The organism is Aggregatibacter actinomycetemcomitans (assembly GCF_003130205.1).
GTDB lineage: Bacteria > Pseudomonadota > Gammaproteobacteria > Enterobacterales > Pasteurellaceae > Aggregatibacter > Aggregatibacter actinomycetemcomitans_A.
This window is the reverse complement of the sequence record NZ_NRDF01000006.1, coordinates 58,885-73,041: the sequence shown is the minus strand read 5'-3', so window position 1 is coordinate 73,041 and position 14,157 is coordinate 58,885. Positions and strand designations below refer to the sequence as shown.

15 protein-coding genes are annotated in these 14,157 nt (G+C 40.3%); 8 read left to right on the top strand and 7 right to left on the bottom strand.

The genetic code is table 11. The features are described 5' to 3' along the window. The first annotated feature begins 12 nt into the window (after positions 1-12). From DK423_RS06115 to DK423_RS06095, 5 genes are read left to right on the top strand one after another with little or no spacing between them, the layout of a single operon-like run. Positions 13-420 carry a TIGR03751 family conjugal transfer lipoprotein gene (locus tag DK423_RS06115; protein WP_109043915.1) on the top strand — a complete coding sequence of 136 codons (408 nt, stop codon included), beginning with the start codon at positions 13-15 and terminating at the stop codon, positions 418-420. Continuing rightward, positions 420-3,290 (top strand): conjugative transfer ATPase, encoded by a 2,871-nt coding sequence (locus tag DK423_RS06110; RefSeq protein ID WP_109043914.1) that lies wholly within the window; start codon positions 420-422, stop codon positions 3,288-3,290. The genes DK423_RS06115 and DK423_RS06110 overlap by 1 nt, the downstream gene beginning before the upstream one ends. Continuing rightward, positions 3,262-3,720: a hypothetical protein gene (locus DK423_RS06105; RefSeq protein ID WP_109043913.1), complete on the top strand. Its 459-nt coding sequence runs from the start codon at positions 3,262-3,264 to the stop codon at positions 3,718-3,720. The genes DK423_RS06110 and DK423_RS06105 overlap by 29 nt, the downstream gene beginning before the upstream one ends. Then, positions 3,701-4,030 (top strand): hypothetical protein, encoded by a 330-nt coding sequence (locus DK423_RS06100; protein WP_109043912.1) that lies wholly within the window; start codon positions 3,701-3,703, stop codon positions 4,028-4,030. Before DK423_RS06105 ends, DK423_RS06100 begins: the two co-directional genes overlap by 20 nt. 12 nt (positions 4,031-4,042) lie before the next feature. Continuing rightward, entirely contained in the window at positions 4,043-5,566 is a 1,524-nt protein-coding gene (locus DK423_RS06095; RefSeq protein ID WP_109043911.1) for a conjugal transfer protein TraG N-terminal domain-containing protein, read from the top strand. Between the two features lie 17 nt (positions 5,567-5,583). Here DK423_RS06095 and DK423_RS06090 read toward each other — a convergent pair whose 3' ends face one another. The 5 genes from DK423_RS06090 to DK423_RS06070 form a co-directional block, all read right to left on the bottom strand. Continuing rightward, positions 5,584-5,919, bottom strand: coding sequence for a hypothetical protein (locus DK423_RS06090; protein ID WP_109043910.1), 336 nt, complete (start codon positions 5,917-5,919; stop codon positions 5,584-5,586). Positions 5,920-6,032: 113 nt separating this feature from the next. Further along, positions 6,033-6,374: a hypothetical protein gene (locus DK423_RS06085; RefSeq protein ID WP_061886685.1), complete on the bottom strand. Its 342-nt coding sequence runs from the start codon at positions 6,372-6,374 to the stop codon at positions 6,033-6,035. Between the two features lie 22 nt (positions 6,375-6,396). Further along, entirely contained in the window at positions 6,397-8,391 is a 1,995-nt protein-coding gene (locus DK423_RS06080; protein WP_061886686.1) for an integrating conjugative element protein, read from the bottom strand. Between the two features lie 21 nt (positions 8,392-8,412). Further along, complete coding sequence (locus DK423_RS06075) at positions 8,413-9,327, bottom strand: TIGR03756 family integrating conjugative element protein (RefSeq protein WP_061886687.1); 915 nt, start codon at positions 9,325-9,327, stop codon at positions 8,413-8,415. Between the two features lie 7 nt (positions 9,328-9,334). Continuing rightward, positions 9,335-9,775, bottom strand: coding sequence for a TIGR03757 family integrating conjugative element protein (locus DK423_RS06070; RefSeq protein ID WP_081111329.1), 441 nt, complete (start codon positions 9,773-9,775; stop codon positions 9,335-9,337). 380 nt (positions 9,776-10,155) lie between these two features. Between DK423_RS06070 and DK423_RS06065 the strand changes: the two genes are divergently transcribed. From DK423_RS06065 to DK423_RS06055, 3 genes are all read left to right on the top strand, one after another. Further along, positions 10,156-10,491, top strand: a complete 336-nt coding sequence (locus tag DK423_RS06065) for a hypothetical protein (RefSeq protein ID WP_231102121.1) — start codon at positions 10,156-10,158, stop codon at positions 10,489-10,491. A 94-nt stretch (positions 10,492-10,585) separates the two neighbouring features. Next, positions 10,586-10,831, top strand: coding sequence for a hypothetical protein (locus DK423_RS06060; protein WP_061886689.1), 246 nt, complete (start codon positions 10,586-10,588; stop codon positions 10,829-10,831). A 33-nt stretch (positions 10,832-10,864) separates the two neighbouring features. Next, on the top strand, positions 10,865-11,086 hold the full coding sequence (locus DK423_RS06055) for a hypothetical protein (RefSeq protein ID WP_061886690.1): 222 nt from the start codon (positions 10,865-10,867) through the stop codon (positions 11,084-11,086). A gap of 120 nt (positions 11,087-11,206) precedes the next feature. On the opposite strand, the gene DK423_RS06050 is transcribed toward DK423_RS06055, so the two are convergent. Both DK423_RS06050 and DK423_RS11340 read right to left on the bottom strand, forming a co-directional pair. Beyond that, on the bottom strand, positions 11,207-12,862 hold the full coding sequence (locus DK423_RS06050) for an ATP-binding protein (RefSeq protein ID WP_109043909.1): 1,656 nt from the start codon (positions 12,860-12,862) through the stop codon (positions 11,207-11,209). Positions 12,863-12,894: 32 nt separating this feature from the next. Continuing rightward, on the bottom strand, positions 12,895-14,157 hold the full coding sequence (locus DK423_RS11340; RefSeq protein WP_061886692.1) for a DNA cytosine methyltransferase: 1,263 nt from the start codon (positions 14,155-14,157) through the stop codon (positions 12,895-12,897).

Below are 14,157 nucleotides of genomic sequence, written 5' to 3'. Positions count from 1 at the left end.
AGGGAGCAAAATATGAATTACACATCAACGATAAGCACGATTTTAGTGAGCCTTAGCCTTATCACCGCATGCTCAACCTCGAAAAATGACCTACTCCCATCCGGTGAGGCGACCATGCAGGATATCTGGAATAAAGGCGGCGGTAACAGCGCTCAGCTGCACACTTACCGTAATCAGGGACAACGCATGATTGAAGAACCCAAATATATTTCAAGTAAGGAACAACAAAGTTATACCCGAACTGCAGAAAATGAAGTCACCAATTTATTTCCATTACCTAATCCGGATTTAATTATGTACGTTTACCCGCACCTTTCCGAATCCGGTGAACCCATGCCGATTCCGGGTTATACCTCCGTGATCCCATTTTACGGACGGGTACAATATGCCCAACCCGGCGAACGCACCAGGGGGTTATAATGTCCTTGTTACAAGATGTCTTACAGTCATTTTTTCCAGCAAAGGAAAAGAAATCTGCTCCGCTCCCGCCTAAAATTGAAGCTACTGAAAGTTCTGAAGTGGATATCGCTATAATACAACCTGCCGGCGATATTACCCCTCAATTCGGTGCTATTCCACGTAGCGGAAAAGCGACACAATCACGGCATAATCAAAAGCTTTATGGGGCGGAGCCGTCTTTTGTCGATCACTTACCTTACGGCGAATATTTAGATACGGAAGGTGTACTTTTACTTGACGACGGGAGAAGTGCCGGTGCGGTTTTTGATGTAAAACCTATCGGTACGGAAGGACGTGGTGAAGAATTTTTAAACCGGGTGAGAACGCTAGTTAAAGACGCTTTACAGGATAGTTTCGATGAGCTGGATAATAACCCTTATGTTGTGCAGTTTTATTGCCAGGATGAAAAAGATTTAAGTGGTTATGTATCTCATGCACGGGATTACATACAAAAAGTTTCACCGGAAGCTTATGGGAGCGAATTTACCGAACAGTGGCTCTCGGAAATTGAACGTCATTTAAAAAATGTGACAAAGCCCGGCGGGTTATTTATTGATGACAGGGTCACGAATACGGCCTGGGCAGGCAAAATACGCCGCACTCGGATGGTGATCTATCGCTATGTTGGCAATAACGAAACCGATAGCATCTCACTGTTAAATAATGCCTGTGAGCGTGTGAATAGTGCCTTTGCAACTGCCGGTTTAACCATGCATCGGCAAAATGGCAAACAAATCCACGATTGGTTGCTCCCTTGGTTTAATCCTAATCCTTCAAAAAATTTCAAAGGACTGGATAATAAAGCCTGTTATGACTTGTTGAGTTATCCTCAACAAAAAGCAAACGAAATGCCGTTAACCTGGCAGGATTTCAGTGAAAACCTGTTTTATAGTCCCCCGGAAAGTAAAGGACAATATTGGTATTTTGATAACCAACCCCATGAAGTCGTGGTAGTCGATCGCATTCGTAAAGAACCTCAAGTCGGCCACATGACAGGTGAGGTCACTCGAGGCCGTAATATCAATGCGCTTTTTGATTTACTACCGGAATCAACCATTATGGTTACTACCATAGTCGTACATCCGCAAGATCGCCTACAAACCCATTTGGATACCCTCAGTAATCGTGCTGTAGGCAAAGGCTATGACTCTATCTACTTAAAACAAGACGCTATTACCGTAACCCAATACTTAAAAGACGGACATAAATTATACCATGGGGCGCTTGCCTTCTATATTCGAGGTAAAAATGAGGAAGAGCTTAAAGAGCGTGCCCGCGAACTTCGGACAGTGCTACTCAGTAACAATCTGGTACCGGTGAAAGAGGGTTCAGAAGTTGCTCCGCTGAATAGCTATTTACGTTGGCTGCCGATGAACTTTAACCCACAACAGGATGCTAAATCACATAACTATACCAAGTATTACTGGGTGCAACATTTAGCGAATATGTTACCGGTATTCGGACGTGAAACAGGCACCGACCATCCTGGTATTACCTATTTTAATCGAGGGGGAACACCTTTCGACTTTGATCCGTTAAATCCTAAAGACCGGACCAAAAATGCTCATAAACTGATTTTAGGACCAACCGGCTCAGGCAAATCAGCAACGCTAACCGCTCAAATGTCCCAACTCATGGCGGTTCACCGTCCCCGTCTTTTCATCGTTGAGGCCGGTAACTCCTTTGGGCTGTTTGCCGATTACGCCGAACGTTACGGTTTAAGCGTTAACCGAGTTTCCCTTGAACCGAGCAGTGACATTGTTCTTCCTCTCTTCTCAGAGGCACATAAACTCTTAGAGATGGATGTCACCGTCGAAGTTAATGACGATGATAACGACGAAGAGGAAAATGAGGGAGAAGAGCAACGTGACTTACTTGCGGAAATGGAGTTAACCGCAAGATTGATGATCACCGGTGGTGAGACCAAAGAAGACGATAAAATGAGCCGTGCCGACCGTTCGGCAATTCGTCAGGCAATATTGTTAGCTGCCAGAAAAACCGCTCAGGAACAACGTCAAGTGCTCACCGGAGATGTCAAAGCGGCGTTAGAAGAGCTCAGTCGTGACGAAAATATTCGTCCGGAACGACAAAGCCGACTTGCCGAAATGGCTGAAGCTATGGATATGTTCTGTAGCGGCGTAAACGGTCGATTCTTTAACCGTGAAGGTGAAATCTGGCCAGAGGCAGATATTACCCTTGTCGACTTAGCGATGTTTGCCCGTGAAGGCTATGAGGCCGAATTGGCAATTGCTTATATTTCTCTCATCAACCATATCAACTCATTGGGCGAAAAATACCAACACAGTTTCCGCCCGATTGTGAATATTACCGATGAATCGCACATCATTACCGTCAACCCGTTACTGGCAAAATTTTTAGTCAAAGGGTCAAAAATGTGGCGTAAATTGGGTATCTGGTTATGGTTGGCCACACAAAACATGACTGACTTCCCGGATGCGGCAGATAAACTACTGAGCATGATTGAATGGTGGGAATTACTCAACTTATCCAATGATGAGGTGGAACAGGTCAATCGATTCCGACGATTGACTGAAGCGCAAAAACTGATGTTATTGTCCGCCAAAAAAGCAGACAAAAAATATACTGAGGGCGTGGTTCTCGCAACTAATATGGAAGCCCTATTCCGGGTTGTACCACCAAGTTTATTCTTAGCCTTGGGCATGACGGAAAAACACGAAAAAGCGCAACGTAAGCAATTAATGATGGAGCACAATTGTAGCGAATTAGATGCAGCCCTCATGGTTGCAAAAGATTTAGACAGAAAACGGGGGATTGCAGCCAATGACGATACAGCAACCATTGCAGCCTAATCTGATGAATTATGCGTATTTATTTGAGATAGGTCCAAGAGTCCAGTCATTAAAATTTGTCGCAGAGGATATTCAAAAAAACCTGGCTCAATTTGCAGACAAAATCATCCACAAAGTGGGACAACATTGTCGTATTGTCGCCTATCCGCACCGGGTATTTAATTTAACCAGTTGGAAAGTGCATATCTCGGGTGATTTAAGCGAATTGCACTTTCTGTTAAATGTTTCCGGGCGTTTTGCTATCCCGGCATTTGATACGCAAAACTGGCCCGCTCGGCTCAATATTGAAATTGCCGATCACGTTGATGCCTTTTGGTTGATTCAATTTCTGGCACAACAACTCCCGGCACAACTCCTCTCCCCGTTATCCACAAAGATTGGGGATAATCCTATGTATAGTGAGGCAAATAATGAACAACACACCGAATAACACGAAGCCTTCACGTCGTCGTTTAAAATTTATACTCGGCTTTATTATCACACCGATAGTGACCTTAATTGTACTTGCACTATTAGGGCAATTTATCGCAATCAATCTGCCGGGGATTAATTTGCAACAATGGTTTCACGAAACCCGTATTATGTGGTTTTTTGTGCGATTAGGACTCTATGCTCTCACTATTGGCTTAATGTTCAGCATTAATAAAAAGAGTAAAGCCGGTCTTCCTAAAACAACCCAATGGTCGATTATCGCCACGCTAATTTTTGCGGAAGCCGTCAGTCAAATCGCACTTGCCTAAAGGAGAAAACAAATGACGTTTTATACCGATAGTTACTTGGAATATTTTCTAACATTGCTGGGCTGGATTATTAATAACGGCGTTTTTTCTCTTTTCGCCGGTACCGGATTGTGGTTACTGCCGCTGATTGGTTTAATTATTAAGACCTGGTTAGATGTAGGCAAACAGGGAGATGATGAAGGTGAGAAAGGCGAATTATTAATTCGTTGGCTTTACTTAAATCTGATCCCGGCAATGTTTGTTGTTATCCTCGTACTCGCCCCAGTTATTCCGGTGTCGCTCGATAACATTGGATTTAATGTGGAGCGTTCTAAACAATGCGGTTACAAAGTCCCGCTTGAACCAAGCAAAACCGGCTATGGTAGCTATATCGAGTCCACTTTCGGCGGCAAACAAGCAAGGGTTCCGCTTTGGTGGGCAATAATGCACAAAATCAATAAAGGGTTAACACATGGTTTTGCCTCGACCATTCCATGTCAGATTGACTTACGCCAGGTTCGCTTTGAGGTACAACATGAAAAAATCAATAACCCGGCACTACTTACCGAGGTACAGCAATTTACGCAACAATGCTACGTTCCGGCACGACGGAAAGTGCAAGAAAGCCAGGTCAGTTTAAATGAAGCGCAAGCTCGTGAAATCAGTTGGTTAGGCGGCAAACTGCTTATTAAAAATAGTGAGCTCTACCCTCGCTATCGGGCACAACAGCCGATTAAACTATTTCCTTACGATAACGCACGTGACGCAGGGTTACCAAACAACGGTAATGGCGGTTATCCGACTTGTGATCAGTGGTGGAATAATGCTGAAGCCGGATTAAGACCACGTTTATTGGCCGATATGCGACAAAACCTTTCCGCACAAGTCAGTGACTTTTTTAACTCGGTCGATAATCAAGATGAAGCCCTACTGAGAACACTACTCCGCCCGGAAAATATCGATGTATCCAAAGGAAAAGTTTATCCGGGTTACGGTGGCAACCTTGATCCGACCATGGCAAATGCTGCAGCCAGAACTGCTGCCGGCGCGGGTTCCCTTGTGGGCAGTCTGGCCATTTTCCCCGGACTTGATTCACTACGCCAAGCATTACCGATGATACAGGCATTTTTGATTATGGTGGTTATCATTCTGACACCGGCAATCATTATCTTGAGTGCTTATTCGTTGAAAACCGTGATTACGATCACATTTGTGCACTTTGCCATTGTGACAACATCATTTTGGTGGGAATTAGCTAGATGGCTGGATTCGGCATTACTGGATATTTTGTATAATTCATCGGCGCACAGCCGTATTAATCCGTATTTTTTAGAAAACACCCAAGATGACTTTATTATTAATTTCGTGATGGGAAGCTTGTTTATCGTGGTTCCGGCGTTATGGTTTACTGCAATGGGGTGGGCGGGGATAAAAACTGGAGATATTGCCCAATCAATGGCAAACGGAGCAAAATCATCTCAAACAGCTGGAGAAAAAGCGGGCAATATGGGTAGTAACGCAATGCAAGCAAAAATTAATACAAATATGAATAAGTGATAACAAAACGGGATTAACTAAAAGTTAATCCCGTTTCCAGTACCATTACCACTTCCAATTATATTATCGTTATATTTTCTATACTTATCTAATTTCTGATTTATATCTTGTAACTCTTCAATTATTTCTTGTGCTTGGTTTGTAGGATATAATAGTTCTCCTTTTTCATACAAAGACACCTTTCTGTATAACCATGCTCGTAAGAGCAAGAAAGCCACTAAAAAGACCGGTAATCCAACAATAGCAAGACCTACCCAAATGACTTTTCTTAATTTCGGAGGAATAAACGTCAAGCGTTGTTCGACACGCTTGAACAGCATGCCAAATACATGACCGAATGATTGTGCATTCATCGCTATCTCCTCTTTTTTGTTACTAATACGGTTATTCTTAGTGTACATCCCGCCATTTGTTTATGCAATAAAAAAGCTGAATATCACTATTCAGCTTTTTACATTATTTCCGCTTACTGTATCGGTTGTAATGTGCCATCCCACTCCACGCCTTCACGCATGGCATCCGTCGCTAATGCACCGGTTTTCTTGTCTACACTATAACTGAATAACCGGTGTTGTACGGAGGGGTCACCACCACATTTCTTATTATGAACTTCATAAATATCAACTAAATACGCTTCAGCATCCTCATCAATGCTGTATTTGATACATTCTTTAGTGAGTTTGGTCAGTTTATTTTTATAAACCGAAGTCTCAACAACTTGATACGCCTCATCTGATGAAGTTACCGGAGCGGCATTAGCTACAATGCTCATACCGAACATCAACGCACCAATCATTAATTTTTTCATCATCATCTCCTTCTCACAACATTTATGCAAATTTATTGGATTTAATAATACTTGTCAACTTGTTCGCATATTCCGGGTCAGTTGCATAACCGGCTTTAGCTACGGCTTTTGCAAATTCAACCGGATTATCCTTATGCTTAAATGCCTCACGATAACGTTTGTTTTTATTTAAAAACTCACCGTAACCATTCGCAGCATCCCCAAAGCCACCATAAGAAGCAAAATTATCATTCATGCGGATTTTTTTACCATTGATAACTTCGTGCGTACCAAAATTGACAGAACCTTTAGAACCCTTCCCTTTAATACCAAAATAAGCATTTCCTTTCACTTTTTTCCCCCAACCTGATTCTAGCGCTGCTTGAGCAATAGTCACTTCTGCCGGAACACCCCATTTTTCTTCAATCGCTTTGGCAATCGGCATGGTTTGTCGAATAAATTCCTGCTTATCTTTTGCAGTGATTTGATTATCCGGAATAGTAGCATTCGGATTTCTACCGGCAGATACCGGACTATTGCTACCATTGAACGATGGACGATTAGCGTTATCTGCAACACTCGGCACACCTAACGTCACAGATTTATGCGGAATATGAATATCTGCCGGTTCAGAGGTGTCTTCTTCATTTTTTACCGTACCATTTACCAGCTTATTAACTCGTTTATCCAAGCTATCTTGTGGTAAATTATATGGCCCTGAATTAAGGTCACGACGTTCTTTATTTTGCAATATTGCAGTCGCCGTATTACTGGTAATGGATTTTTGCAGACTAGTTTCCATATTGACCTGTTCAATTTCCCGATCGATAATCCTCAGCACTTTATCTAATTCATCAGTCGCATCTTTATTATTCGTCACGTTAGGCTCGCGCATTCCGGCAAGTACCGCACGACGCGCCAAAAGTAGTTTTTCCATACTTTTTGAGAGAGCCAACTCACTTGATAAACGCTGACTTAATACTTCAACATCCGGATCTTCACGCAATGCCTCAATTAGTCCGCGAGTAACCGGTATTGTTGATGAGCTCAGTTGAGCTAAAATTTCTGGGGACGGCACCGGCATATTAAGTGCTTTTTCAAGGTTTGATAAAGTGCGGATATTTTCCTCTTCAATCTCTGGTGTGAGACCGACACCCGGCTTAGAGCTACTTGGTGTTCCGCAATTTTCGGCACAGGTCGAAAGTGTTTGTTCACCGACAACTTTGGTCAGCCAGTCTGAAAGCTGTTTAGGATCTTCCCAGGTCTGGCAAAGTAATCCGTTACAATTGGAGCCGGAAATGGGTTTCTTTTCTAAAACCGGACGATTATTTAGCATGTTGTAACCGGCTGAAGCAACGTCTTCAACCAGATTAATAGGCTCCTGTCCCTCCCCCCCTTTCTTTTGATTTCCGACCCAGGTTTTCCCTTCTTTACCTTTATTATTTTCAAGTTGCTTCTGGACTTTATTGGCATCCGGTTCATTTGTCAGTAGCGTTTTATATTTCTCCATGTCCGCACTTAATGACCAGCGCCCATCTAATGTAGAATCGGCAAGTTTTTTAGACATTTCTTCACAGCTGGTCTTTAAATTAGCAAAGTCAATTTTTCCCTGGAACAACCCGTTTGTTAGAATATCGTAGAGCTGAGGATTGGCTCGTTGAATAACCATTGCCGGCAGACTTGCTACCGCACCTGTCGCAGATTCAATGATATTACTGTATAAATCTTTAAAGCCTTCAGTCAGCCCGTTTAGCTGATTCTTGATGGTCGTCTTCATGTCAAAATTGCCGCACATAAGGTTGGCTTTCCAACCGAGACCAAATTCTGCCGCATTAATCGTATTTGCCCGAGTCGGCGGAGCCATATAGCCAACCCCACCGCCAATTTGATAAAACACTTTATCCGATAAAATTGAATCCGCTTTACTAAAATCAAGTTTGTCCATAACGGAATCAGCGTGTAATGGTGCACTTATCCCTAAGCTAACAAAAAGTGAAATGGATAACGCGATATGTGATTTTTTTATGAAATTAGGCATATATATTCTCCATAGATGAATTTAATTGGACCAATCAATACTATATAAGAAGGTTTGCCCCCGGCGCTTACAGCATTTATATGGTCGCCATAACGCCCAGGCATAACTGCCGTCCTCAGATAACATACTCTGCGGTGTATCAGGGAAAATGCTACAAGATTGAGATAATTGGGGATGAAGCTGCTGCCATTTATGATTTTGGATATCACCCTCTTGTACCGGCTCCGGATACCAATGACCATTTTGCCCCTGTTCTTGTTTTGCGGTAGGTATATAAATGTGCGGTTGTCCCATGCGGGTCAGGAAGTCTGCGACTCGGTGTGCGGTAACTGCTGAAGCCTTATAATCGTCTACCTGAGTAACAGCGCCACTACGCGGGAAAATATTTCCCCAGGTTTCTCCATTGCCACGGATTTCCCGCATGCCGGGAACCAATGCTTCCGGATAAAACATTTCGGGAATCGATTGGCGCCAAGCAAAGAAATCTAAACTACTCAAAAAATAGGGGAAAAACGGCGTTGTCTGACTCTGACAGTAATAGCCAGTGCTATTTAGCATTTGGCTTATGGCCCCTTGCGGATGGCCAATGGCATCCACATTTTTAAAATTTAGTTGGGTATAATTTTTTTGTGGCGAGCGATATTCACCCCCTTTTACGCCCTGGCTTACCATGTTCATTTCCTGCCAGGGATTCTGACCTTCATGGTTGTAAGCTGATACCACCGTTTCCGGGATATGGTGCTTCACTTTTGTTGAGGTTCTTACCTTGCACCCAAATTGTGTACAAAATAGCCAAAAACAGGTACCGACCACCTTGTATTCAATACAATCCGGCGACGCACTGGAGGCCATAATGGTCGCTGTATTAAGAGAACCGGCGGCAGGTGTACATAGCGAAAAACAAATCGCATATAAACCGAGTTTTTTCAAGTACATGTTCACCTCACTTATTTTGTTGTTCGAACCATCGCAGCCATTGTTTTTTGGCATTCAAGACATTCGTTTCACCATAAACGACAGTAATTTCGGTATTAGGATGTTGAAACAAAACCGCCGGAACCTTTTTAATACCATTTTGCCAACCACTAATGATGCCTTGATATGCGGATTTCAATTTGTTTTGGTAATTGACCCAATCGGGAGAATTAAAAAATTGTTGCGCCTGTCGTTGAGCCTGCGCCGGATCATGACTTAATTGGCGGCTAATTTTGTCTTCCCATTGTTCAACGCTATCCAGGTAATATATTTGGTCAGCCAATTCAGGATGAGTAATTGAATAATTTTGAGTAGTATAAACCGTAATGGAAGGGATTATTTCAACACTGTTTGCCAACACGAATTGACTCGTCAGACTCAGTGTTAAAAGCCATTTATTGATGTGCATGCAATTCCTTAAATAAGTGCCCTAATATTAGACTGCACATTAACTGAAGGAGGAAATTCGAGATAGCGTAAACTCATTTTAAAATCAGGATAATTATCCGATTTGAAAAAACAGTTTTATCTTTTCGTCTACTTCATCTTCCGTATGATGAAGGTATTAAGACGCTGTTCAGGCAGCCCTTAAAAGTTGCATGATTCTTGAGAAGCAACGCCTTACCACGCGTAAGTAGAATCAAAAGCCCAAATGCTCCCAGCATACTGAAAGGGACACTACGGAATGTAGGTATGCCATCTCAACCAGACCTTCCGAAGGGAAAGATAATTCCCTCGGAATTGTCATTCTCTCGGAATTTTCTTAACGATTAACTCAGGAGAATGACTATGACATCCTCAAATGTAGAACAGCTTGTTCCACTCACGAGTCCTCAACCAACACTAGCCTATCGTTTCGGACAACGTCTTGGACGTTTATTCATTAAAGCTAAGGCAAAAGCAACTCATAAATACAAAGATGTCACTGATGGTATCAATCGAAGTATTGAGGCCGAAGAGGCGCGTAGATTTCATGAGCTACAAATGCTATTGGATAATCAAGCAGCCGAATACGAAGAGAGCATTATTGATATGCGTAAGAATTGGCTAAAAAAATCAGCTATTGCCGTTTTTATTGCTTTTGTGATAGGCATCTGTGGTTCATTTGCCTATTTATACTGGTAACTAATACTCGGTCTTAATGTTATTGGGCCTTTCACCCTGTAGGGAAATATATTTCCTTACAGGAGATGTGTTTCCCTGTTTTTGGAGAAACACAATGAAAGTTGAATTTACGTTAGAATGTTTCGCCGGGTATCTAAGTAAAAATCAGGCAGAACATATTGATGATGCATTGGTAGATGCGATCACTGCACAAGCTATTAATGCGTGGGAGAATCGCCCCAACCATGCGGAATCAATTCGTTTTTTAGTAAAAATGCCGGCTACTTCCGGACAACATTTTCGTTATTTGGAAGTATGTCAAAAAAACGAAAATACATTACACATTTTTCATCATCGTTAACTAAACAACGATCCTTCACATCAATGCCAAAATTTGACCGCACTTCCGTTCAATTTTGGCATTCTTATTTTCATCCCGGCGGGAACAGTTTTTCCGTCGGGATCTGTTATCCAATTGCAAGCAATTTCTTTAAGAATGCAAAAAGATATTCTTGAAAATTTAGAGTTTATAGCCAAATACCATGGTATTGGTTATCAGCCATTAATTAAACAAATTTTAAAAAGATTTGTTGATCAGAAATTAATGAAATTTTAAAAAAAGAGATTAATTTGCAATCGCATATGCCAAAGCGTCACATTGGTTAATAAATAAAAAAACCTAACTTAGATTTATAATCGTGTTAGGTTTTTTATTTAATTACGACTTAAAACCCTTTCACACATTAATTTTAATAACTTTTAATATCAAATTCTCCAATAATTTAAAATCGACAGCTAATTGCTGAGCATTAATTGTTTCATAATTTCCATCATGCTTACATAAATTTCCTTTTACATGGATTTCACTTAATGCTTGAGTATAAGGTTTTCTATCTACCTTATTTTCAACAATATTAATAATGTATTGATTAAAAAAGCTTGGAAAATCCGTCGTGTTTGCTTCTTTCTTAAGATATGATTTTAACGACTCAAAAAAAGACCAGGCGCAAACATAGGCTAACAGAGGATCTTTGGTTAAAGAAATGCGACACAACGAATCATAAAAGCGTCTTAGCTTTTTCGTTTCCAACGAATCTAACGCCTCACTAACCTTTTTGGAATACTCAATATTTTCAGGCATCTTCTCTGGAATAGGTGGATTTTTTTCACTTAACACTGTCACATTTGAGCTTTTTTTATTCTTAATAGAATTATCAGAAGATAATTTAGTATTGCCAGAATTATCTGTTACCAGAGCGTTTTTCTCATTTTGTTCTGCTGTCATCCTTTCTTTAGTCGAACGCTTATCTTGCTTAGCTCTATAATTTTCTGCCTGAGCTAAAAAATCCGGTTCTCTACCATTACCTTTTAACTCAGAATGAAGTAGCCGATACAAACCGTCAAGATTTTCATCAAATCCTGTCTTCATAAAGTTAACAGGAAAATCATCTAAATGCAGTTCACCATATATCCTTTGGGCAGAATATTTATTTGAAGTTTGATAAAGGCTATTAGGAACATTTCTTTTTGCTGAGGTGCCATTAATAACCCTATTATTTCGAAATAACCTAATCCCTGGTTGTTTATATCCACCTTTATCCATAATCATAATAAATCCTTTTACTTGTCGTCCAGCATAATCTAAATCAATTAGCTTCTTCCAAACCACATTATCACCACTAAATTGATGATTTCGATCTACAATAGGGCTAATAAGAGGAGCGGGAGTAGAAACATGCGCTTTATCCGTATGTAGGACTAAGTTATCATAAATAATCTCTAATTTTAAAAAAGGAAACTTATAGAAAGTCTCTTGTAAATAAGGAAGTACTGTATCTCTATAATACTCCTCAGGTAAATTTCTCATAGAGTTTAAAATAGAGATTTTTGTATAATGCTCTCTTTCTTCGCATGGTTCACTATTAACAACAATACATTGCTGTCCCGTCGCTAATAAATTATTCAAATCAAATTCAGCAGTTAGTTTTTCTCCATGTCCAATAGCTGTAGTTTCAATAGACCACGTGTCAGAAAACCAAATAGCTGACGATTTTAAGCCTATGCCATAAACAGATAAACTATCTTTCCCATGTGAAAACCCCGATCTATGCCCGACACGAATAGCTCGTTGAAAATTCTCACGATTAATACCGAATGCATTATCAGTTATTGTTATTTTTTTATTTTTCGAATCAATTTCTATTTTAAATAGTAATAAATCTTCTTTTTGAGTTCTCTTATGAGTTCCCTTATAGTCAATAAGGGATTGTATTGAGTTATCTAAAAACTCAGCTAAGGCGGTCTCAATTTCATAAGATTGTTTCTGTAAAATTTTATAGAGTTGCATCTCTGGAGAAACGTCAACTTCAAATGTTTTAGGTTCCGTTAGCATGGTATTATCCTCTACTTAGTAGGTATAAAAATTTACTCTATAGCCAATTGAGAAATATTTTGTGTAAGTTTCTCAACAATTTTAGCATTTACAGCGTTGCCTAATGCTCGAAAAGCTTTAATTGTATTTGATGGTAATTTTTTTAGATGATGAAGATGTTGTAATTTTGCAGCCTCATATGCAGAGAAGTAGCGTGATTCAGCAGGGATCACTGGAATTTGAGTTGGTGTCATAGAAATGAGAGAGGGAGCAATATTCGATCTCAATACTCTTATTCCAGACGCTCTAAATTGTACTAAATGGCTATAAATATTTCTCTCATTAGGTTCTCCTCTCCACTCCAATATTTGCCAACTATTATTATCTTTATCAAGAGATGTAGCCCATCTCTTACATATGCATTTATTCTCTAAATAGAGCTTTCTTGAATATTTCACTGATTTCAGGATCCAATCAGCAACCTTGTGTTCTTTTCTGGTATACGCAGGTAATTTTTCTAAGATCTCCTGCCAAGTTAAACAGTTTGATAAATCTTGTCCATACGATCCCTTGTATTTCTTCATTTCCTGTAAAGATAATTTACGAAAATCATATGGATAAGTTGCACCGAACTCAGGAGCAACAATAGATATAGCCCCCATATCGCCATGTGGCAACGCATCTAAAAGCAATTGCCAATGTTTAAGTAATTTTTCCTTACGTGGTTCCAGCTTTTTAGACAATGCGGCCTTTTCAAGAACATCAACTAAGTTGATTTGCCCACAATGAGACATATCTGGCCAATCAAATTTCCCTTGATTAAAATCATTACGAACGGCAACAATAAAGATCCGCTTTCTATTTTGAGGAATACCAATATCAGTAGGAGAAATTATTTTATAGTGTAAAGTATAACCAACACTTTCAAAAGATTGTATCAAGTATTGCCAGAAACTTCCCTCTGCAATATTTAGTATATTGGGTACATTTTCTAAGAAAATAAACTTAGGAGAGTGAAATTGAGCAATTTTTACAACATAATCTATTAGTTTTCCTGATTTCGGGCATTCTGCACCTTTCTTTTTTCCAGCCAAAGAGAAAGGCTGACAAGGAAATCCTGCACAAATAATATCATGCTCAGGAACCTGAGTTACATCAATTTTCGTCACATCATCAAATGGTTCCAGCCCATAATTTTCTCTATAAATCTGCCTTAAATCCGGTTCAATTTCACAAGCAAATACACATTGATGTCCATTATTAGATAAGCCGACATGGAACCCTCCCAGACCAGCAAATAAATCAATAAATTTCAT

Excerpts from the sequence above, each read along its gene's own strand:
- DK423_RS06110 (WP_109043914.1), top strand. The coding sequence starts at position 420 with ATGTCCTTGTTACAAGATGTCTTACAGTCATTTTTTCCAGCAAAGGAA.
- DK423_RS06100 (WP_109043912.1), top strand. The coding sequence starts at position 3,701 with ATGAACAACACACCGAATAACACGAAGCCTTCACGTCGTCGTTTAAAA.
- DK423_RS06095 (WP_109043911.1), top strand. The coding sequence starts at position 4,043 with ATGACGTTTTATACCGATAGTTACTTGGAATATTTTCTAACATTGCTG.
- DK423_RS11340 (WP_061886692.1), bottom strand. The coding sequence starts at position 14,157 with ATGAAATTTATTGATTTATTTGCTGGTCTGGGAGGGTTCCATGTCGGC.
- DK423_RS06070 (WP_081111329.1), bottom strand. The coding sequence starts at position 9,775 with ATGCACATCAATAAATGGCTTTTAACACTGAGTCTGACGAGTCAATTC.
- DK423_RS06080 (WP_061886686.1), bottom strand. The coding sequence starts at position 8,391 with ATGCCTAATTTCATAAAAAAATCACATATCGCGTTATCCATTTCACTT.
- DK423_RS06060 (WP_061886689.1), top strand. The coding sequence starts at position 10,586 with ATGAAAGTTGAATTTACGTTAGAATGTTTCGCCGGGTATCTAAGTAAA.
- DK423_RS06115 (WP_109043915.1), top strand. The coding sequence starts at position 13 with ATGAATTACACATCAACGATAAGCACGATTTTAGTGAGCCTTAGCCTT.
- DK423_RS06075 (WP_061886687.1), bottom strand. The coding sequence starts at position 9,327 with ATGTACTTGAAAAAACTCGGTTTATATGCGATTTGTTTTTCGCTATGT.
- DK423_RS06105 (WP_109043913.1), top strand. The coding sequence starts at position 3,262 with ATGACGATACAGCAACCATTGCAGCCTAATCTGATGAATTATGCGTAT.
- DK423_RS06065 (WP_231102121.1), top strand. The coding sequence starts at position 10,156 with ATGACATCCTCAAATGTAGAACAGCTTGTTCCACTCACGAGTCCTCAA.
- DK423_RS06090 (WP_109043910.1), bottom strand. The coding sequence starts at position 5,919 with ATGAATGCACAATCATTCGGTCATGTATTTGGCATGCTGTTCAAGCGT.
- DK423_RS06050 (WP_109043909.1), bottom strand. The coding sequence starts at position 12,862 with ATGCTAACGGAACCTAAAACATTTGAAGTTGACGTTTCTCCAGAGATG.
- DK423_RS06085 (WP_061886685.1), bottom strand. The coding sequence starts at position 6,374 with ATGAAAAAATTAATGATTGGTGCGTTGATGTTCGGTATGAGCATTGTA.